Genomic DNA, 19,162 nt, shown 5'->3' with positions numbered 1-19,162 from the left:
GGAAGGCGTGAAAGGAACGCTCCGGAATCGGCCGGTTTAATGCGGGTACTTCAGGACGAGGCCTCTTCGCACTTTATGGCGCCTTTCGTCTCCCGCGCAACATCGCAAAGCGCACAAGACCTCGTCATGATGGATCTACTTCAATCGGCACAACGCCTTTCCGTCATTTGCTGCCGATAATTTGCTTTGCAATTGCGAATTCGACAGCATTGCGGCATTCAGGGTCGCCGACTGTCTGGCCATCATTTTTGCCGCAAGTCTCTATGCGACTTAACAAGCTGAAAACATCTCGCAAAGTTTCTTCGTCCAAGGTCCGCAACTTTTCGATTGAGGCCAATAGCAGAACCGCTTTGGCTTCAGTCCCGCCCCAGAGGTGGGGTGCTGCCGGCGCGATAATTTCCTCCGGAGTGGCGTCCAGAACCTCACAGAGATGAATAAGCCGGCATACCGTCAGACGGGAGACTTTATTTTCGTAGCGGCCATAAACCTGTTCGCTGAGCCCAAGCAAGGGCGCAAGTTTCGACCGAGGCAGTTTTCGTCTGTCGCGGGCGCCACGAAGACTGGTGCAGATCTGTTCTTCCAGTTCGGCGCTAAGCGCAATTCGCCCGTCAAAGGGCTTCCGATAGACTGGTTTGTCTATGCGTGGGTCGACGACCTGCTGCAAACCGAGTTCTTTAATCCATTGCTTCAAAGATGGACCTGCCATTGCTGAGACTGAGGTTAATGCACAAGATCTCTTTTATACGGAAAAATATCGAGGTTAAAACCTATAGCGTTGCATTTTTGATCAATTTTGGCGCAGCTTTCTATCAATCGACTTCGTGCCGCGTGCGCTAATTCTGCATATCGTCCTTATTTTTCAATAATTAAATGAAAGCGGGCACCGCACTCTCTTTGGTGCAAGAAAAGCAAAAGCGCGCCAAATTGGTTATCGCCGAACAGTGCCGCACTGGCATGACCTTCCCGACGGGTCCAATTTCGGACGAAACGCATCAATGCCATTTGTTCACCGAGCGGCCGAAGCGGCTCCCTGCCGCTTGGGTCTAGGGCCGGGGCGCCCCTTCATAGATGGGCTCCTCTGGGTCGTATTTTTAAGAGGTCACTAGTCGGCACGACTCTATACAGCACTCCCAGTCGATACGCCTACTGAAAATTGCATATTAAGCTCAAACATGCGTCTACTGACATACTGCTTTCGATTTCTTTGCCCAAAAAACGCAAAATATATTTGGCTCGCCTTCCGGCTTTCTCACTAAAGGCTTCCTATGAAATACCAGCCTAACTCACCTGATTTTACTGCAAATCTTTCGAATTTCGCCTAGCCTGCAAGGCTGTCCAGATTGCGAAACGCGTGCCAAATTGGCACAGGCGGCATTTACAGCGCCTTATGAAATCAGCATATTGCGCCGCGTCTCCGCTATCTGGGGTTGGTGCCAAGCCTCCCTTCTCGCTCATCTTTGTGGGCACGAGATCGCTTCCAATAGAAGGCTAAAGCAAATGAAAAATATCGTGTACGTGTTAGAGTCGGACACCGCCCGTTTTGGGGCGGTTGAGCTTCAGGATGGAAGCAGCATTGCTCCGATCTATGACTTGATTGGTAGCAGGCTGATCGAGATGATCCGCTTTGACGATATGCACTCGCTATTCGTAGACGAAGAAGCGTTGCGTGATGGGCTGACCGCCTTTACGATCTTTGATGGCTATCCAAAGCCTCTGGCGGGGAAAATTGTCCTTGTGGGAGGCGATGGCGGACAACCTTATCGTCCCCCTTTGATCACGATTGCGGATGCGGCGGCACGTTTCCAATGTTGCCGGCCGGTGCTCGATCCAGTCTTTGCTACGGCTGGCGACATGACGCCAAAGGGTCTTATAGTTGCCGGGGCACTGGCAAACTTGCAAGTCCGTATTGATCGTCGCTCTCCCGTGCTCGAAGAGAGCGACGATCGCGGTTTGATACAATAAATCCGACCGCCACGCTCGCGAACGTTCGGCCGGGCGTGGCGACAAAGGCTTAAGTACTCAGTTTCACCTAACTTACTCGTTTGCAAAACGGCAATCCCTTGATGAATTTGCTACAGTGGCGCTGCAGCTAAACAGGGGGGAGATTCTCAGGGGACTCCCGAAAACGCGCGCCGTTCGCAGGTCTGAGATGGCGACCCCACGCACCTCAGGTAATCATTGCTCCAGGAGATCTGATCCCAAACCCCAAATCAGGGGACGGAGTTTACTTCGACCGCGGACGGCACAATCCTCCCGCCCCATCTGATGGCCCCGGGTCGATAATGACCAATCGGGAAAGCGGGCTATCGCTATTCATCCAGCCATCCACATCTCGCACTCTGATGCTCACCGGCAAGTACGTGAGCAGCATTGCGTTTTCGGTCAAGCGTCAATGGCTCGATGTCCGAGCATCGGCCAATTCTAGACTTCTTATCCATATGGCGAACCAAATAGGATCGGTCGAAACTGCGTCGAAATGGCATTTAGATTTTCCTAAACATAGAAAAATCAAATACTTAGTTCAGAAATTGCCCGGCTGCGACCTCAAGTAGCAGCTCAAATTCGTACATATCTTGCGCCAAATTGATTTGTTGAGATATGCTTTTCTCGTATTGACCGCAAATATCCCGACGCGTGGGTCGGGTTTGAAATGGAGAGACAAAACCGACCAGAAAAAGAAAACCGCTCCCGAAGAAATCCGGAAGCGGGTCTGTAAGAGAATAAATTAGCCAAAACCTTTCTCGCAGACCCTTCCTTCCTTGTCAACAAAAAACACCACTTTGGTGAACGGCGGAGCTTTGCCTGGTCCCGAGCGGAGACGAGGATATGGACGATATAACCACCTGCCAACGGCCGGTTGGCCGTAAGATAACGCCTCAAAGGGTCGAATTCCGGCGCTTGGCAAAATCGGCAGAAATCGGAATGGTGACACGTGCCCAATTGGCGGTGCTTGCTCAAAATCTGACCTGTACAGGGCTGATAAATGGAACGGAAAGCCATCTGTTGCTGATATTGATCAACACCGCCCCCGCCGATGCGTTCGATACGTCGGGGCGACCAATCGTGTTCAAATCGAACCGACAATTGGCGTTTGAGGTCGGGCGTTCGGTTGGTCGGATCAGTCGAATGCTTTCCAAGCTTTTCGATCTCGGTTTGATCACGATGCAGGACAGTGGAAACTATAAGCGATATCCCGTCAGAAACAGCGATGGCGACATAACGGATGGATGCGGGGTCGACCTTCGAATACTGGTCCTGCGATATGGCGAGCTTACTCGCCTCGTAAAAGATACCCGGGCGGAGAAGAAGGCGACCGAAGCCGCGTTACGACGATATCGCGGCGCCTTGCGCAATATTCGTTGTGCCCTCGCTGGTGTCGCTGATGTAGGTGCAACAATGCGCCAACGCGTTGCCGACCGCGTCGAGCGCATCAGCAACTATATCGGAATTGCTGCCAAAGCGTCCAACCGGATGCTGCGTCGTGCGACTGTCCTTCTGGAATGGTCTATGGACCGACTGATGCAGCTCGACCCGCGACCTGAAGACCAACTCGGCGCAGTGAAAACGACATGCTTGCGTGGCGAAAACGGCATGCAGAAACAGACTACACCCCCTTATCAATCAGAACGTAGTAGTAATGTTCGAGAGGGTTCGGCTCATTTCGGACAATACAGTTTTCCAAAAGCCAGCGCCGCCAGCAGCTCGGTTTCTGAAGAAACCGCAACGCCTTGGCGAGGCTCAGTCAGCGAGCGGGAGCCTCAGCGGCAGGCTCTAATCGCGCTTAGAGATGTCTTGCGGGCAACCCCGGCCCTCGCGGAGCTTGGATGCACTCCCAAGAACTTTCAGGAGTTTGTTCGGCTGACTCCGATGCTATGCCGCTTCGCCGGCATCTCAGAGGATGCCCGCCGCTGCGCCGTGGAAGCAATGGGCGAACAGCAAGCAGCAGTGGCGGTGGCAGTTACTCTTGAAAAAGCAAATCGGCGGGAAGTCAGTTCGCCTGGCGGATATCTGCGCGCAATGGCCGAGCGCGCAGCCTCGGGCAGATTGCATCTTACCCGCTCGGTCTTCGGCCTGGCGGCTCGCCGCGACCTTGAGGAAAGCACTCGAATGGCCGGGCAAACTTGACCGGGTCACGCTCTTAGTGCAGCGTTCTAGTCGACAGTGTTCATGCGTCACGATCAAAGTGATCGACGATGTCGGCGCATGCGGTGAGCGACCGGAAAACGAGTGAGTGTAGGGTCCAGGCTTCTATGACTACGGGGCCCGGTTCCTTTAAAAGATGGTCATGGAAACCACATCGGCGGCGAGATCGTCGGTGAAGACCAACGCTGTCCGTTGCCCGAGTGCCTACCAGATAGCCAAGCTTTCCTGCGATTGATGTCTTATTAGCTCCCGCTATCTTGAGGCATCATACGCTTCAACAGCCGAACGAGATCGCGCGTTGCCTCGCTTGGAAGTGATCTGATAATTCGGTCCAGAGTGAGACGATCCTCGGCTTCCTCAGGCGTGCGTCCCCAAAGATGGGGCGCCGCTTCAAAGAGCATATCTATGGGCATAAAGCCGAGAATTTCACAGAGATGAATCATTCGGGTGACCGTCATCTTTGAAAACGCCCGCTCGTAACGTCCGTAAACGGGTGTCGACAGACCGAGCATTGGCGCAAGATCCGCGCGAGAGAGGCCTTCGGCCTCGCGCGTTTTTTTTAAGAATGCGCTGATCAGCTCTTCCATATCTCCTAACGTCGCAACTTTCCCGTCAAAACCGGGCTTGCGGTAGATCGGCTTGTCGACTTCCGGATCGGCGGTATCTACGAGGCCTCTCGCACTTTTGTAACTTTCTAGATCTTGCGTCACCGCCTGTCCTTATTTTTTCAACAATTGCCGGTCAGCGTGGGTCGCCTTGAACGGACTTGAACTGCTTGCCTTTGCCACTTTGCGGGTCGTATTTTGTCCATTCCGAGAGGACATTATCAGGTTATAACAACTTTAAAGAGTTTAGCCAATTTGCTTCAGTAATCCGATGCACGCTGAAGTCAAATCACGGCTGCGAGATCGGGGATCGGATTAAATCAGCGACAAACGATTGCTCGCTGCGACAATCTTCAAACCACCACGATCACCTTGAAATAAAGCCAAAATTCGCGAATACATCCTTGAAGCGCCTAAAACGGAGTCAGTGGCATCGTCATTGGTTCCGATGTGAACGGCCGAGCGAACGGTCGGCGCATCTTCGTGTCTGCTTATATCCCATTTGGTTAGCAGGGAAAGTAAGATGGTACTCTGGTGATGGTTTTCCCAGAGAGCCTTATCGGTGATCCCTCTCAGGTTGTTGCATAAAATTAAGCGATTTCTGATGGTCGGCTTGCTCGCGCGAAGCGGACGGGACAGTGCCTTTCTTCAAATGACGGACCCGGTCGGTGAGCGCATCGTAAAGCTCGCAGAGCGTCAAAGCGAAAGGCTTACTGCGGCTTTCTGGGGATTGGGCGGCTATGGAGGGAGGCGCTCGTCTTCTCTGGTAGGTGTCGGCCGTGCGGTGCCCGATTGACGCGTCGAAAATGCCCGGATTGAATAGGGCTCGGCCTTGAACCCGACTGAATCGAGCGCCAGACCGGCATCCCCGAGCCACTGGCTTGACGATGCCGAGACGCTCAGCGGACTTGCGGCGAAGGCCGCTGAGGCTGCCGTTGAGGGCTGCGACATCGTTCGTGACGACGTCGCTGCTCGCACACCGCATTGGTGTCGAAATAGCGGGTGCGATCGATCTTGCCGGCACATGTTCCGGCTTCCTCTACGCTCGCGGACCGCTCTGTTCGCATGATGGACGACGGGCCCTGGTGGCGGCCAATAATCTCAGCCACCGGATCAATCCGGCCGAAGGGCGAACGCTTTCTTTTCGCAGACGCCGCCGGCGCCGTCGTCTTGACGCCATCAGGCAATACGGAGAAGCCATTGCCGGTTTGGATCTCGCCGTGGACGAACAGCCGCTACGATCTGATCTCCATTCCGGTTGGCGGCAGCACCTGGCCCTTCGCTCCGGGCATGGTAGCAGAGGATTTCCAGATGATGATACGAGACGGTCGTGGCCTTCGGGCCAATGCCCGAATGTCCGATGCCGTTAGCAACAGGATCGGCATCGATCCATAAAACTGCTGCTGACAGGTGCTGAATCATGCCTGACGGAAGGTGACCGTCATGCTACGGTCCACGCCACAAGTTCCGGACAAGGGCCCGAAACAAGCTGACGTGGGCCCGCCGGACAATGTCCCAGATGAAATGACATGCGCGGCCGCAAATCGCATTTTTTCGGCGCGATGGCCGCAACTGCATCGCACAGGTCGCGCTAAGATAGTCCGGCAATATGGCCACAGAGCGAACGAAGTGCATCAGGCTTCCTAATCTCGACCATTCGCGCATGTCGCAGGCTGATTATACTTTCTTCCTTCAACTCGCTCATGGCACGCGATACCGTCTCGATCGTCAAGGCGAGATAGTCTGCAATGTCCTGCCGCGACATGGCCAATCTAAACTGCCGAGTGCCTCCCAGGCGCTCGCAGAGATCCAACAAAAATGCCGCCACCCGTTCAATCGCAGACTGCCGTCCGATAAGCAGCAGGTGTTCCTGAGCACGTTCCATAGCTTCAAGAGCAAGTGCAAAGAGTTCCGGCAAATGCCGCTGCTGAGCAAGGCCCTGTCCAAAAGCCACTATTCTTGTTAGGGCGAGCGCTTCGGCAAAATAACGATGCTGAGCGCCAGCTTCGAAGCCGAACACTTCCCCCGCGACATGGAAGGAAACGACCTGCCTCCCCCCGTTCGGAAGAATGCGACATACCCGGACAGCTCCGGCAGAAACCCGATAGCACTTATCGGCGCTCCCGCCCTGCGCGTATATCTCTTGGCCTCGCTCATATGTGACGGCGAGGTGCGCTCCTGCAATTTGCGGCCCCACAATTTTCGTTGGCGTAGTCCAAGTCTGTGCTGCGGGCATGAATTTCGGCTGCATCTTGTATTCCCCATGTTCCGGGGCAAGATTGCCGGTTCTTATGGGAGCGATAAATTCGGTTTCATCACTAAGGGTAAACACTTAAACGGCATCATTGCCGGCGATGTATTGCGATCCCTTTTAAAGGATATTCATCACTAGAGGCAGCGGCTCGTCGCCGTCGTAAGAAATCATGGCGCCGACCGGTCAGAAGATAATGACGGCGAGTTTTTCGGCAAAGACGTCCAATCGACGCCAGGTTCGCCCTGCGAAGCCCGCGGATGCGCCTCCAAAGTTGCCTTCGATTGATTCCGTCGTCGAGCGATGACGATCAAATTTTGAGTTTTTGGGAAACGGAATGCATGGCGCAACCTTTCCCGCTCGGAAGGTTACGGCAAGACGCCGAATGCGATGAGATCAACACTACGAAGCTAGAAGGGTCCAATCTCCACCGCAACAGCCATACGAACGAGATGCGGGAGGCTTTTTGCTCGCATCTTCGACATGACGCGGGCGCGATGAACCTCCACCGTGCGGCGGCTAATATTCAGATCATGTGCGATCGACTTGTTCGGAAGGCCCGCCACGACGGCAAGAAGCACTTGGCGCTCCCTCTCGCTCAAGGTTTGGACGCGCGCTTGAACGGCGAGGACCTCGTCGGCGTTAGCATCATTAACATGTAAATGGTCCGACGCTCGTTCGATGGCCTCAATGATAACGGCGTCCTCGCAGGGTTTCTCTATGAAGTCGACTGCACCGGCTTTCATTGCCTCGACTGCCACCGGCACATCGCCATGTCCGCTGATCACGATTGACGGAATTGCGATTTTTTTCACACTAAGCTGACGGATGAGATCAATACCTGACATTTCAGGCATTCTGAGATCCGTAACAAGAATTCCGTTGTGGATGCCCGGCGCAAAGGAGAGAAACAAGGCTCCCGATTGATGCACCTTGACGGCATAGCCGTTCATGGTCAGCATGAAGGCAAACGATTTGCGCACCGGCTCTTCGTCATCGACAATATGGATCGTATAGTCAGTCGGTTTCACACGTTTGTCCTTCCGCATAGGCGGGAAGCGTAAACTGGAAAGTAGCTCCGCCAGCCGCGTTTTTCGAGACGTTCATCTCACCTCCATGCGCCTCGACAATACGTTTTGAGATCGCAAGGCCGACACCCATTCCAGTTGGCTTTGTTGTGACGAATGGCTCAAAGAGCTCCGCGGCAATTTCCTCCGAAATGCCTTCGCCGGTGTCTTCCACGACAACGGCGACTTCGCCCTCCTGCGTGGGCATCGTGCGAATCGTAAGCTCACGATGCTCGACGTGCCGCATAGCTTCTATGGCGTTTCGCATCAAATTGATGATGACCTGTTCGACCTGAACACGATCGACCATCACCATCTCGGCACCGGGAACGTATTCGAATACGGTCCGAATGCCGTTTTCTCGGGAACCGACAAGCGCAAGGACGCCTGCTTCCTCCACGAGCGTGCGAATGTTTTCGAGGGACTTTTCCGTATCACCTGTCGTGACGAACTCTCTGAGATGTTTGATAATCTTTGCCGCTCTAAGGGACTGACTTTCAATCTCCCGCAAAGCGTTTCTCATGCCCTCTGGGAGATTGTTGTTCATGCCGCTCAAGAGCTTCGTGCATCCGCAAGCATAATTTGCGATCGCCGACAGCGGTTCGTTCAGCTCATGCGCAAGGGCGGATGCCATCTCGCCCATCTCGCTTAGGCGGGCCAATCTTGCCAATTCCGCCAGGATTCGCTGCTGGTGAGCAGCAGCTTCTTCCCGCTCCGTAAGGTCTCTTAGGAAGCCGATGAAAAATAAGCCACCACCAGATTCCAGCTGGCTCGCGGTTAACTTGAGGGGAAACGTCGATCCGTTCTTCCTGCGTCCGACAACCACTTGATCTTCGATGACTTGCTTTTTGCCGGTTCCAAGTTGCCGTTGCATATGGGTGCCGAGGACAGCGCGATAAGGATCAGGCATCAGCAGTCGCAGGTTCGCGCCAACGAGTTCTTGTTCTGCATACCCGAACTGCCGCAAGAGGGCGGCGTTGAGGGAAACAATTTCACCGTCGCGGGTCGTGATCACCGTCGCATCGGGCACTTTGTCCAATATCGATGCCAGATGCGCAGTGCGCGCTGTGAGGGCAATCTCCCCCTCGCTGATGGCATGTCTCGTCGCCTGTAACGCCTCTCCCAGACAAGCAATCAGAAGGACTGCAACGCCAAAGGAAACCAGTTCAAAGACCGTCGCGTCAGCCGCATCGCCCAGCCGCTGAACAAGGACATCAGCGCCAAGCGACATGCCCGCCGCTAGAGCGATTGGCTTTACGCCGCCGATGATTGCGACCATGAGAATAGCGGGAATGAACGGCAATAGGCTAAGATCATCGCTCGTGAACTGCGACAGGGCCAATCTCGGTACGAGAATGGCGAATGGAGTAGCGGCGGCGACACTATAGGCGACGATCGGTCTGTTCCGCCACCGGACAAACATCCAAGCGAGCCCGCCAGCGCCTTGTGTATGCATTTCGTGATCCGCCAGGGGATAAGGTACTGTCATCATGCCGAGCATCTCGCTGGCAGATCACAACTAAGCTGAACTCTCTTCATCGAGTGTGCTGCGCCTCCTTTGCGTCGGCGCCGCGATTTTGAAAAAATAATTCAAGCAAATCCGACGCGCTCTTTGTTGTCGATCAAAGAGCTATGCAAAACGTGTGCCTAGAATGCCCGCATTCTAGGCCGCACTCCATAGAAGGATTACGCATGCGATCGACACTTGTTGAAAAATACGGCGATGAGCGCCTGCCCCGCTACACCAGCTATCCGACGTCGCCGTGTTTCTCCACCAACGTTGACGATAGCACTTACGAGAATTGGCTGACGACTATCTCGCGGGAGAAAGCGGCATCGCTTTACGTCCACATACCATTTTGTCCATCGATATGCTGGTATTGCGGATGTCACACCACGAATGCGCGCAACGGCTCGATCGCCGACTACCTGCGAATGCTGCGCGAGGAAGTACGCCTCGTATCCGCAAGGACCGCGGCGCCGATGAGGATCGCCCATCTGCATTTTGGTGGAGGAACGCCAACGACCATTGGGCCGACGATAATGTTTGAGTTTATTGAGCTTCTGCGCAAACATTTCGAGTTCACAGGTTTGACCGAAATCGCGTTGGAGATCGATCCGAGGACGCTAGATCAAGAGATGGCGACTGTTCTCGGGGAAGCAGGGGTGCACCGCGCTAGTGTCGGGGTGCAGACCTTTGATCCGGCGGTCCAGAGGGCGATCAACCGCATCCAAAGCGAAGAACAGACAATGGAGGCGGTTTTTCAATTGCGGCGGGCGCGCATCGCCAGCATCAATTTCGATCTTATGTATGGCCTGCCAAACCAGACGGTTCAATCTTGCATCGAGACGACCAAGGCAGCGATCGCGATGGCGCCGGACCGTTTCGCAGTCTTCGGTTATGCGCATGTACCTTCCTTCAAGACGCATCAACGGCTGATCGACGAAGCCGCTCTCGCCAGTGCGCGAAGCCGTATTTCCCAGGCAAAGGCAATTTCGGAATACCTTGTTGCGGCGGGCTACCGCCGCATCGGGATCGATCATTTCGCCAGGCCGCACGACAGTTTGGCAACCGCGCAGACAAACGGGCAATTGCATCGCAATTTTCAGGGCTACACGACCGACGCCTGTGAGACGCTTATCGCCTTGGGTTCGTCGGCAATTGGCCGCATGCCAGGCGGCTATGTTCAAAACGAGGTACTTCCCAATCGTTATGCAAAGCGGATCGCATCCGGACGCTTGGCCACAACGAAAGGCTGGCGCTTGTCGGCCGAAGATCGCCTGCGGGCAAGTATCATCGAGCGCCTGATGTGCGACTTTCAGGTCGACATCGCGGCGTTGGCGGTCACATACGGTTTTGAGCCACACGCGCTTCTCAAAGGCAACCCCAGGCTCTCGATGCTCGAGAGCGACGGGGTAATCGAAAACGCGGGCGGCATCATTCGTTTGCGAGAAGAAGGGCGCTTTCTGATCCGCGCCGTTGCGGCCGCTTTCGATGCCTATGTGAGGGAATCGCCGCGTTGTTATAGCAAGACGGCCTGAGATTTCTCTTTTGCAACAAAGCAATGGAGCCCTTCGGCGCGTCGGTTATATCGCCGGCAAGCGATCTCATCTTAAGCGACTTGCGACCGGCTGGATGAAGAGTTGTTAGCAGCCATCTTGCGGATACCACAGACGAACGCAGATGGAACTCAATACTAATTTGCCGCTGCTCTTCGAGCGATCGCCATAACGTAGTCATCTGCGATATCGGCCAAGGTCAAGGCGACTTCCGGCTCTTTCCAACCGGCAGCGACGGCTGTCAGCACGAATTCGCGGAAAGCCTCGGCAAGCACCTCCTCGCGCTCGATGACGCGAGATGGATTATTCGCGGCATGTTGAGGGGCGCTGATCTGTATTGTTGTGGGTCGGTTAGGTTCCATGAGACGTCCCCCTGAAGGTTGACTTGTTTCGTCCTGAAATCCAGTCTTAACCGCACTGCGATATGCTTATTTTCTAAAAGATTAACCGGGACGTGTCGTTAGCCACGCATCCCGAAATTTGCCGCAGCGTCCATTTTGTTTGCTGGTTCAAAATTGTGTGCAGTGTCCCGGCGCTTCAGGTTCCAATGCGCGACGGTGTTTAGGGCACCTTTAGGCGTTTTTGTTACGATCCATTGCCTGGTTCAGCTTAGGATTTCGCATGCAAGACAATATCCGTCACCACTGCAGCACTACCCTCCCCGTTCTCGAAGACGCCGGCAATGCGTTCCATAGTCGGCCGACGATGCTGCCGATTCGCGCCTTCCATTCCCCGATGCGGTCAAGACTGTGCGGCGCGCGTAGCCGCTTCGGCGAGGACTGCTGGCGAGGGATAGCGCGCGGTGCCGAGCAGAAGTCGCGACCCGATTTGGCTTCCGTAGAGATCGAGCATGGTCAGCCTCCTTGCATGGGTGTCAGGATCTCGATCCTGTCGTTGTCGGCCAGAATATGTCCGTCGCGATCCTCACGATGAACGAGTTCGCCGTTGACGGCGGTTGCCAGCCAGTCGCCTTCGTAGTCGAGGGCGGCCAAAAGCTGCGAAAGCGTCGTGGCGGCGATCGTCTGCGCTTCGCCATTAATGATCAGGTGCATAGGAAACTCCTTTGCGTCGTCCGTTCGGAAAAGACGAGATCGGCGGCTTCTGCCGCCATTGTCGGCGCCAGCAGAAAACCGTGGCGATAAAGACCGTTGAGGTATGTGACTTTGCCGTCCCGCATTACTCGCGGAAAATTGTCGGGGAGGGCAGGGCGGATGCCGGCGCCGGTTTCGACGATAGTAGCATCCGCAAAGGCTGGATGCAGCGCATAGGCTGCGTTCAGCAGTTCCATCATCGAGCGGGCAGTGATCGGGCCGTCGAATTCGGTCTCGATCATCGTCGCGCCGACCATAAACAGGCCCTCGCCGCGGGGGACGATATAGACGGGAAAGCGCGGATGCAGCAGGCGGACGGGCCGGGCGAGCGTGACCTCCTCTGTATGCAGATAGAGCATTTCGCCACGCACGCCGCGCAGATTGCGACTTTGCCCGATGCGGGCAGCACCGGTGCAATCAACGATATCGGAGAAATCGTCTTCGCTCACATCTTCGTCGGTAAAGACGACGCCCTCTGCCGACAACAGCTCTTTCAACGCGCGCAGCGCCTGGCGAGGATCCAGATGCGCTTCGCCCTGGAAGAACAGGCCTCTGCGAAAACGCCGTGCAAGGGCGGGATCAAGCTCGGCCACACCCTCTTCGTCCAACCATTCATACCCAGACGTACGGGCCGCAAAGCGGCGGAGTTCGCCCGAATCCCGTTGAGGTGCGACAACCAGTGTCCCTTTACGGATGACTTGGCCATGCACGACGGCATCCCACCATTCCACGGCCATTTTCCCTAACGTCATTACTCTCTCATCGGCGCTTTCCCGCTCGCACCAGGGCGCCAGCATGCCGCCAGCGAGCCAGGACGCAGAGCGCCCGAATCCAAGATGCGGGTCGACGACTGTTACGTGAGCGCCACGCGCGCAAAGTTCACGTGCTACTATGAGGCCGGCAATTCCGGCGCCCTTAACGAGAATCCGCAATGTCATGCTCCCATAGGCGTATAGAGATCGCCCCCTTGCGGGCATTTTGCGACCATCTTATCCAGCGCCTGCTTTTGCGTCTCGGCGTCGATGTCGCGCGATTATCGCTGCGAGCAGAATTTCGGGCCGCACCTGGATGCGAGCTCAAGTGAACTCCTTGCGAGCTCGATAGCGCTGTGACTTGCTTGCGAATCGTTCCATTTCTCGAGCTACTCCACTTCGAGTTGACCTTGATCTTCTCACAAGTTTGATTATTAAGTCGGCATGCACACACCCAGCATTACTGGCGGCCAACGCCATCCAAACGATGCTCGAGCCCTGAATGACGCAAGTCGCTACATCAAGCGATTTTATGAGGGCTTAGAAACGATAGGTTACGCCCGCGCCAAGCAGCCATGGATCGAGCCTGGCCTTGCCGCTGACACCGGCGCCACCGACGTTGGCGTCGAAATCGGGCCTTAGGAAGATCTTTTTTGCGTCGAAGTTCACACCCCAGTGGTCGTTGATCATATAGTCGAAGCCGGCCTGGAGCGCGACACCGAAGGTGTTTTTGACATCAAGGCTGCGAGCACTTTTTCCTGACTGGTTGTAAAACAGCGTATAGTTGAGGCCGGCACCGACATAGGGCCGAAAAGCGCCAAAGTCGGAGAAATGATATTGTAGGGTGAGCGTTGGCGGCAGCAGCCAAGTCTTGCCGATCTCACCGAGCGCTGAAATCGAGCCTCCGCCATGGACCTTGGCGTAGGTTGTGGCCAGGATGAGTTCGGCGGCGATATTGTCGGTGAAGAAATACGAGATATCGAATTCCGGCACGACCGTGTTCGAAAAGGAAAGATCCGAACCAGGCAATCCGTCGACGCGCCCAGAGTCAGTGGTGATCACACCAAGCGCCCGCAGCCGCATCTGCCATGGGTTTCTATCCGCTGCCGCAGGAATGGGAGGCCTACTTGGCGGTGTCGTCAGATCGGCAGCCTGCGCGGTGCTCACGGTACCCAATATTGCGCTAGCGATGATGGCCCGTACCATGTCATTGGAAGTCATCCTTGTCTCCTTCGATCTGAAATCCTTAATCGAGGAGCAATAACATCGGCTGGCACATCAGGATTTGAGGCAGCTCAACTAAAGAAAATTGGTCTGCCTGTCGCAGACAAACCCTAGCTTTGTGTGGCAATTTCGCAACGTTCAGGCACATGGATGACGCTTGCCGCAACAGCGAATTGGAATAACAACGGCATCATTGCAAAAACGCCTTTGCTGCAGCTTTGCATCATTCGTGTTTGGCATGAGACGAGTTCGACTATCTGGGCTGAAAGCCTCACGCAATTCAACCCGGTTTCGAATCGTCATTTCGCAAAAGCGTCATCGTGTTAGACCGTCTGTGAATTCCAGGCATTTGGGAATTTTGCAGTTTCGTCGGGTCATCTGCGCTGACGCTTGTCGTTTGTTGCGCCCCCTCGGGCGCATTATCCTCATTCACTAAGATGCGCCAGGACGCTCCCTCCAGATCATCATACTGCCCGGACCTCAGCGACCACAGAAAACCTCCGAGGCCGAGCGTACCCATAAACAATGCCAGCGGGATCAGATAGATCAGCATATTCATGATACGGAAGCTCCCGCAGGGGTGGCGAATTTGCCGGCAGGTTCTGTCTGCCAATTCCAGCCATTTAGGCGCAATGCATTCGTCACGACGATCAGCGACGACGTGGACATGGCGACAGCGGCGATAAGCGGCGTCGCATAGCCCGTGATGGCGATCGGAACAGCCAGCACATTGTAACCGATGGCAAGGGCGAAGTTCTGGCGGATCAGAGCAGCCGTACGCCGCGCGACGCAGATCGCCTCCGGAACCGCGTCGAGGCGGTCCTTCAGGAAAACGAGGTCTGCCGCCTGTCGGCCAATGTCGGAGGCGGTTGCGGGAGCCATGGACACATGCGCCGCCGTAAGTGCCGGCGCATCATTGATACCGTCGCCAACCATCATGACCTTGTTGCCCGCCTCGTTTAAGCGTGCGCACTCTTCGACTTTCTGCTTCGGATCCAATTCCGCAATCCAGCGATCCATATGCAATAGCCGCGCGGTCGATTCGACGACTGCTCGCCGGTCACCAGACAGGATCATTGTATGTAGCCCCGCAAGACTGAGCTGGCGAATGGCCGCGGCTGCTCCGGGACGAAGAGTGTCCTCAAAGTAGAAGCGCGCCAGCTCTACCCTGTTCCTCGACAGTATAACCTCGGAAAGGGACTGATTTGGTTCTTTTTCACGAAGCGGGGCGGCGCAAGCGAACTGCATGTTGCCGAGCCGATAAAGTCCGTCGGCGGCCTCGGCCTCGAGGCCCGCACCCGGAATCTCCGCGACGCTGTCGAACCGGCGGACATTGCTGCCAGCACTACGCAACAACGCCTGGGAGAGTGGATGCCGGGAATGCGCGGCAAGACCGGCCGCAATCGCCCTTTCCTCCGGCCCCGCGCCCAACATTTCGATGAGACATGGCTGGCCCATCGTCAAAGTACCGGTCTTATCGAACACGACGGCATCGACCTCGGCGAGACGTTCCAAAGCAGAACCATCCTTGATCATAATGCCGCTGCGAAACAGTTTCCCGGCGGCGACGACCTGGACGACCGGTACGGCAAGACCAAGCGCGCACGGGCAGGTGATGATGAGAACGGCAACCGCGACCAGCATCGCATGCTTCCAATCCCCACCGATGAAACCCCAGGCAAGAAACGAAACCAGCGCAAGCAGGTGGACTGCCGGTGAGTAAAGGCTTGCAGCTCGGTCCGCGATCCTGCGATAGCGCGCCCTGCCCCCTTCGGCAGCTTCCATGAGGCTGATAATCTCGGCGAGTAGAGAGTTCTCCGCCGTCTTCGTGACGCGAATGGTCAACGAAGCCATGAGGTTCATCGAACCCGACCGAACCTCCGTGCCATTCCCGACTGCGACCGGCACGCTCTCGCCTGTGACGATGGAGAGATCGAGTTCGCTCGTGCCGGCGATCACGACGCCATCGGCGGGGACGCGCTCGCCGGCGGCGATAAAGATATGGTCGCCAATGCCTATGTCCTCTACCGAAACATATCGCCTGCTGCCGTCGGCCGTTATCAACAGGGCACCGCGGGGTGCGAGCCTCGCAAGACCGTTGACTGCGGCCCGGGCTTTCTCGCGCATGATATGGTCGAGCGCGCGACCGATCAGCAGGAAGAATAGCAGCGAAACGGAGGCATCGAACCAGGCGTGCTCTCCGTGATGGATCGTCTCCCACAACGATACGGCATAGGAGAGCGTGACAGCGAGAGAAATGGGCACATCCATGTTGGTCCGCCCGTGCTTCAAGGCATTCCACGCCGAGCGAAAAAAGAAACGGCCGCCATAGATAAGGGCCGGCGCAGCAATCATCGCGGAAATCCAGTGAAACAGGTCTCGCGTCGCCGCATCTGCGCCGGACCAGACTGATACCGAGAGCAGCATGATATTCGCTGCGGCAAAGCCGCAGACACCAACGGCCAGGAGCAATTGATTGCGCAGGCTATCCGTCTGGGACGCGGCGGGAGTGAAAATATGCACCCGATAGCCGGTTTCGGTGATCGCGGAAAGAATACCCGAGGGATCGATGCCAGCATTATCAAGCCGCTCGACATAGGTGCAACTGACCCGCCGAGCAGTCAGGTTGACTCGCGCGCCCTTCACATAGGGTAACCTGCGCAAAGACCGTTCGATGGTCGAGATGCATGCGCCACAGTGCATATCGGGAACGCTGAGGTCCAGTTGGCGAAGCCCCTCCCCCAGCGGATGGCTGGCCAGGACGATCTCCTCGGTACTGGCGCAGCACTTGCTCATTGTCATGACGCCTTCCGCGTCCATGGTGCAGCAGGTCATTGTCCAAACTCCGCCGTGTCGATGCGCCTGGCCTCATGCATTACCGTGACACCGTCTCTGCGCGAGATGGTTTCCACGATCCAGTCACCTCCCTCAATGCGATGTTTGGCTTCGAAATGGCCTTCGCTCGTCTTGGTCAGTGCAAGCACGAAGTCCTCTCGGTCGCCCACGGGTCTTCTGAACGTCAGCGTCACGTCGTCGACCACCGCCGGCAACCCGTCCTGATTGTGAATATCGTAGTGAATGACATTGCCGCGCAAGGACAGATCGCCGGAAATGCCGCTGCTAGCCATAGCGCGCATTGCTGCGGCCTTGCTGTTGAATTCCTGGCTTGCGACATAGGTATTCTCCACCACAAGGCCGCTCCAACTCGTGGACGCGAGAACCGCCATCGTCACGTTCACTCCGATCACGACGGCGAAGAACGCAACAATGACGACCAGCATATGGCGGCCGGTGAAGGGACGTCCGGCGGTAACTTGGCTTCTCATTTCGGCACTCCCGGTGCGTTGAAGGCGGCCCGGTACGTCGCCCGATCCGTGTGATTTTCGTCCTCTATGACGAACAGGAATTCCTTGATCGTCTCCGCCTTGGCCTGTTGCGTTACGAACACCTTGAGCGAGGTGGCCGCGTCCGGATCCGCATCGACAGTGAAGTGCCGGCCTTCCTCCTTCGAGAGTTCGGGGATCTTCATTGTCGCTCCTACTGCGCCCTCCAGTCGGATATCGATTTTCCTCGGCGCCGGGACCATGTTGAGAACGCGAAGCGTATAACCGTTGCGGATTGATCCATCCGACTCCAGCACATATTGCGGATTGCGATCATGGAGCACGTTCAGCTCCAGCCGCTCCCTGAGTGCCAGATGCACGAGCATCGCCACCCCGACCGCTGCCCATACAGCGGCGTAGAAAAGAACACGCGGCCTGAAGATCACCCGCCAATTGAAGTGCCGAATGCCCTCGACGAAGCTGCCACCAGGGTTTCGTATGAGGTTCGGCTGTACGGCAACCGTGCCGCCGTTGGTCGCAAGGCTCATGTTGGCGGCATACTCGCTCAGCGTCGCATAGGAGATCAGGCCGCGCGGCTTATCGAGCTTGTCCATCACGCCGTCGCAGGCGTCGATACATAGGGCGCAGGTGATGCACTCCATCTGCTGACCATCGCGGATGTCTATGCCCATCGGACAGACCGCCACACAGGCATTGCAATCAACGCAATCGCCAACCGGCTGGCCCGCTGCCTGAGCTTTTTTGGCATGGCGGGAGCGAGGCTCACCGCGCCAGTCGTTGTAGGTGACGACCAGGGAATTTTCGTCCAGCATAGCGCCCTGGATGCGGGGCCACGGACACATGTAGGTGCAGACCTGTTCCCTCATCAGCCCACCAAGAACGTAAGTGGTCGAGGTGAGAATGGCGACCGTGGCATAGGCGACCGCCGGCGCTTGGCCCTTGATTAAGGCAACGGCCAGGGATGGCGCATCCGCGAAATAGAATATCCATACGCCACCGGTGAGGACGCCGATAAGGACCCATATGCTGTGTTTGGCGACCCGCTTTGCAAGCTTGTCCGGCGTCCAGGGACCAGCATCGAGTTTCATGCGCGCGTTGCGATCACCTTCGATCGCGCGTTCCACGACAAGGAAGAGATCGACCCAGACCGTCTGCGGACAGGCATAACCACACCATGCCCGTCCCACCGCCGACGTTACGAGAAACAAGCCAAAGCCAGCCATGACAAGCAGACCGGCCACATAGAAAAACTCCTGGGGCCATATCTCGATGAAAAAGAAGAAGAAGCGACGAGAGGCCAAGTCGATGAGAATCGCCTGGTCGGGCGCATATGGGCCTCGGTCCCAGCGAATCCAGGGAGAAAGATAGTAGATGCCGAGCGTGATCAGCATGACGATCCATTTGAATCGCCGGAACCGACCCTGCGCCCGCTTTGGAAACACCTTCTTTCGTGCAGCATAGAGTGGCTGACGGTTGCGCCGTGCACCAACGTCGTCGACGTCTGAGTGTTCGCTGCGATCGTCACCTCTCGTGGGAGCTATGTTGAGGCTCATCGCGTGCCATCCTGTTGATGATCCTCATCCTGCATTTGACGAGCCAAGCAGTCTTGACGCAAGTCTGGGAGA

The 19,162-nt window shown here is 56.1% G+C and carries 18 protein-coding genes and 1 pseudogene; 4 read left to right on the top strand and 15 right to left on the bottom strand.

Annotated elements, in window-relative coordinates; all coding sequences use genetic code 11:
* Positions 1 to 163 precede the first annotated feature (163 nt).
* Together NXC24_RS22520 and NXC24_RS35190 are read right to left on the bottom strand one after the other, a co-directional pair.
* Positions 164 to 706, bottom strand: a complete 543-nt coding sequence (locus NXC24_RS22520) for a helix-turn-helix transcriptional regulator (protein WP_104825677.1) — start codon at positions 704 to 706, stop codon at positions 164 to 166.
* A 146-nt stretch (positions 707 to 852) separates the two neighbouring features.
* On the bottom strand, positions 853 to 1,002 hold the full coding sequence (locus tag NXC24_RS35190; RefSeq protein WP_158704527.1) for a hypothetical protein: 150 nt from the start codon (positions 1,000 to 1,002) through the stop codon (positions 853 to 855).
* A gap of 495 nt (positions 1,003 to 1,497) precedes the next feature.
* Here NXC24_RS35190 and NXC24_RS22515 point away from each other — a divergent pair, with 495 nt between their 5' ends.
* Together NXC24_RS22515 and repC are read left to right on the top strand one after the other, a co-directional pair.
* Positions 1,498 to 1,962 (top strand): protein psiB, encoded by a 465-nt coding sequence (locus NXC24_RS22515; RefSeq protein WP_104825676.1) that lies wholly within the window; start codon positions 1,498 to 1,500, stop codon positions 1,960 to 1,962.
* 864 nt (positions 1,963 to 2,826) lie between these two features.
* Positions 2,827 to 4,125: a plasmid replication protein RepC gene (repC, locus tag NXC24_RS22505; RefSeq protein WP_104825675.1), complete on the top strand. Its 1,299-nt coding sequence runs from the start codon at positions 2,827 to 2,829 to the stop codon at positions 4,123 to 4,125.
* A 260-nt stretch (positions 4,126 to 4,385) separates the two neighbouring features.
* Here repC and NXC24_RS22500 read toward each other — a convergent pair whose 3' ends face one another.
* Positions 4,386 to 4,853, bottom strand: coding sequence for a helix-turn-helix domain-containing protein (locus NXC24_RS22500; RefSeq protein WP_104825674.1), 468 nt, complete (start codon positions 4,851 to 4,853; stop codon positions 4,386 to 4,388).
* A 960-nt stretch (positions 4,854 to 5,813) separates the two neighbouring features.
* Between NXC24_RS22500 and NXC24_RS22490 the strand changes: the two genes are divergently transcribed.
* Complete coding sequence (locus NXC24_RS22490) at positions 5,814 to 6,143, top strand: hypothetical protein (protein WP_158704526.1); 330 nt, start codon at positions 5,814 to 5,816, stop codon at positions 6,141 to 6,143.
* A gap of 196 nt (positions 6,144 to 6,339) precedes the next feature.
* On the opposite strand, the gene NXC24_RS22485 is transcribed toward NXC24_RS22490, so the two are convergent.
* From NXC24_RS22485 to NXC24_RS22475, 3 genes are all read right to left on the bottom strand, one after another.
* A complete protein-coding gene (locus NXC24_RS22485; protein WP_104825671.1) occupies positions 6,340 to 6,999 on the bottom strand; it encodes a helix-turn-helix domain-containing protein in 660 nt (219 codons plus the stop codon).
* 410 nt (positions 7,000 to 7,409) lie between these two features.
* On the bottom strand, positions 7,410 to 8,048 hold the full coding sequence (gene fixJ, locus NXC24_RS22480) for a response regulator FixJ (RefSeq protein ID WP_104825670.1): 639 nt from the start codon (positions 8,046 to 8,048) through the stop codon (positions 7,410 to 7,412).
* On the bottom strand, positions 8,017 to 9,522 hold the full coding sequence (locus NXC24_RS22475) for a PAS domain S-box protein (protein ID WP_199773614.1): 1,506 nt from the start codon (positions 9,520 to 9,522) through the stop codon (positions 8,017 to 8,019). The genes fixJ and NXC24_RS22475 overlap by 32 nt, the downstream gene beginning before the upstream one ends.
* A 236-nt stretch (positions 9,523 to 9,758) precedes the next feature.
* Between NXC24_RS22475 and hemN the strand changes: the two genes are divergently transcribed.
* The gene (hemN, locus tag NXC24_RS22470) at positions 9,759 to 11,108 is read left to right on the top strand and encodes an oxygen-independent coproporphyrinogen III oxidase (protein WP_104825668.1); all 1,350 of its coding nucleotides are present in this window, start codon (positions 9,759 to 9,761) and stop codon (positions 11,106 to 11,108) included.
* Positions 11,109 to 11,263: 155 nt separating this feature from the next.
* Here the strand turns inward: hemN and NXC24_RS22465 are convergent, their stop codons facing one another.
* The 9 genes and pseudogenes from NXC24_RS22465 to ccoG form a co-directional block, all read right to left on the bottom strand.
* Positions 11,264 to 11,488 (bottom strand): hypothetical protein, encoded by a 225-nt coding sequence (locus NXC24_RS22465; RefSeq protein ID WP_104825667.1) that lies wholly within the window; start codon positions 11,486 to 11,488, stop codon positions 11,264 to 11,266.
* 403 nt (positions 11,489 to 11,891) lie between these two features.
* Positions 11,892 to 11,978, bottom strand: a pseudogene (locus NXC24_RS22460) (thiazole synthase); the annotation flags it as partial.
* A gap of 2 nt (positions 11,979 to 11,980) precedes the next feature.
* Positions 11,981 to 12,178: a sulfur carrier protein ThiS gene (gene thiS / locus NXC24_RS22455; RefSeq protein ID WP_104825666.1), complete on the bottom strand. Its 198-nt coding sequence runs from the start codon at positions 12,176 to 12,178 to the stop codon at positions 11,981 to 11,983.
* Positions 12,169 to 13,149, bottom strand: a complete 981-nt coding sequence (gene thiO / locus NXC24_RS22450) for a glycine oxidase ThiO (RefSeq protein ID WP_104825665.1) — start codon at positions 13,147 to 13,149, stop codon at positions 12,169 to 12,171. Before thiO ends, thiS begins: the two co-directional genes overlap by 10 nt.
* A gap of 360 nt (positions 13,150 to 13,509) precedes the next feature.
* Positions 13,510 to 14,190, bottom strand: coding sequence for an OmpW family protein (locus tag NXC24_RS22445; protein WP_104825664.1), 681 nt, complete (start codon positions 14,188 to 14,190; stop codon positions 13,510 to 13,512).
* A gap of 283 nt (positions 14,191 to 14,473) precedes the next feature.
* Positions 14,474 to 14,752 carry a cbb3-type cytochrome oxidase assembly protein CcoS gene (ccoS, locus tag NXC24_RS36285; RefSeq protein ID WP_104825663.1) on the bottom strand — a complete coding sequence of 93 codons (279 nt, stop codon included), beginning with the start codon at positions 14,750 to 14,752 and terminating at the stop codon, positions 14,474 to 14,476.
* Complete coding sequence (locus tag NXC24_RS22435; protein ID WP_104825662.1) at positions 14,749 to 17,028, bottom strand: cation-translocating P-type ATPase; 2,280 nt, start codon at positions 17,026 to 17,028, stop codon at positions 14,749 to 14,751. The genes ccoS and NXC24_RS22435 overlap by 4 nt, the downstream gene beginning before the upstream one ends.
* The gene (locus tag NXC24_RS22430) at positions 17,025 to 17,519 is read right to left on the bottom strand and encodes a FixH family protein (protein ID WP_104825661.1); all 495 of its coding nucleotides are present in this window, start codon (positions 17,517 to 17,519) and stop codon (positions 17,025 to 17,027) included. Before NXC24_RS22430 ends, NXC24_RS22435 begins: the two co-directional genes overlap by 4 nt.
* On the bottom strand, positions 17,516 to 19,090 hold the full coding sequence (gene ccoG, locus NXC24_RS22425) for a cytochrome c oxidase accessory protein CcoG (protein ID WP_104825660.1): 1,575 nt from the start codon (positions 19,088 to 19,090) through the stop codon (positions 17,516 to 17,518). Before ccoG ends, NXC24_RS22430 begins: the two co-directional genes overlap by 4 nt.
* Positions 19,091 to 19,162 lie beyond the last annotated feature (72 nt).

This window comes from Rhizobium sp. NXC24 (genome assembly GCF_002944315.1).
Classification (GTDB): Bacteria; Pseudomonadota; Alphaproteobacteria; order Rhizobiales; family Rhizobiaceae; genus Rhizobium.
Note: the sequence above shows the minus strand (reverse complement) of the source record. Positions and strands in the feature narration are given on the sequence as shown.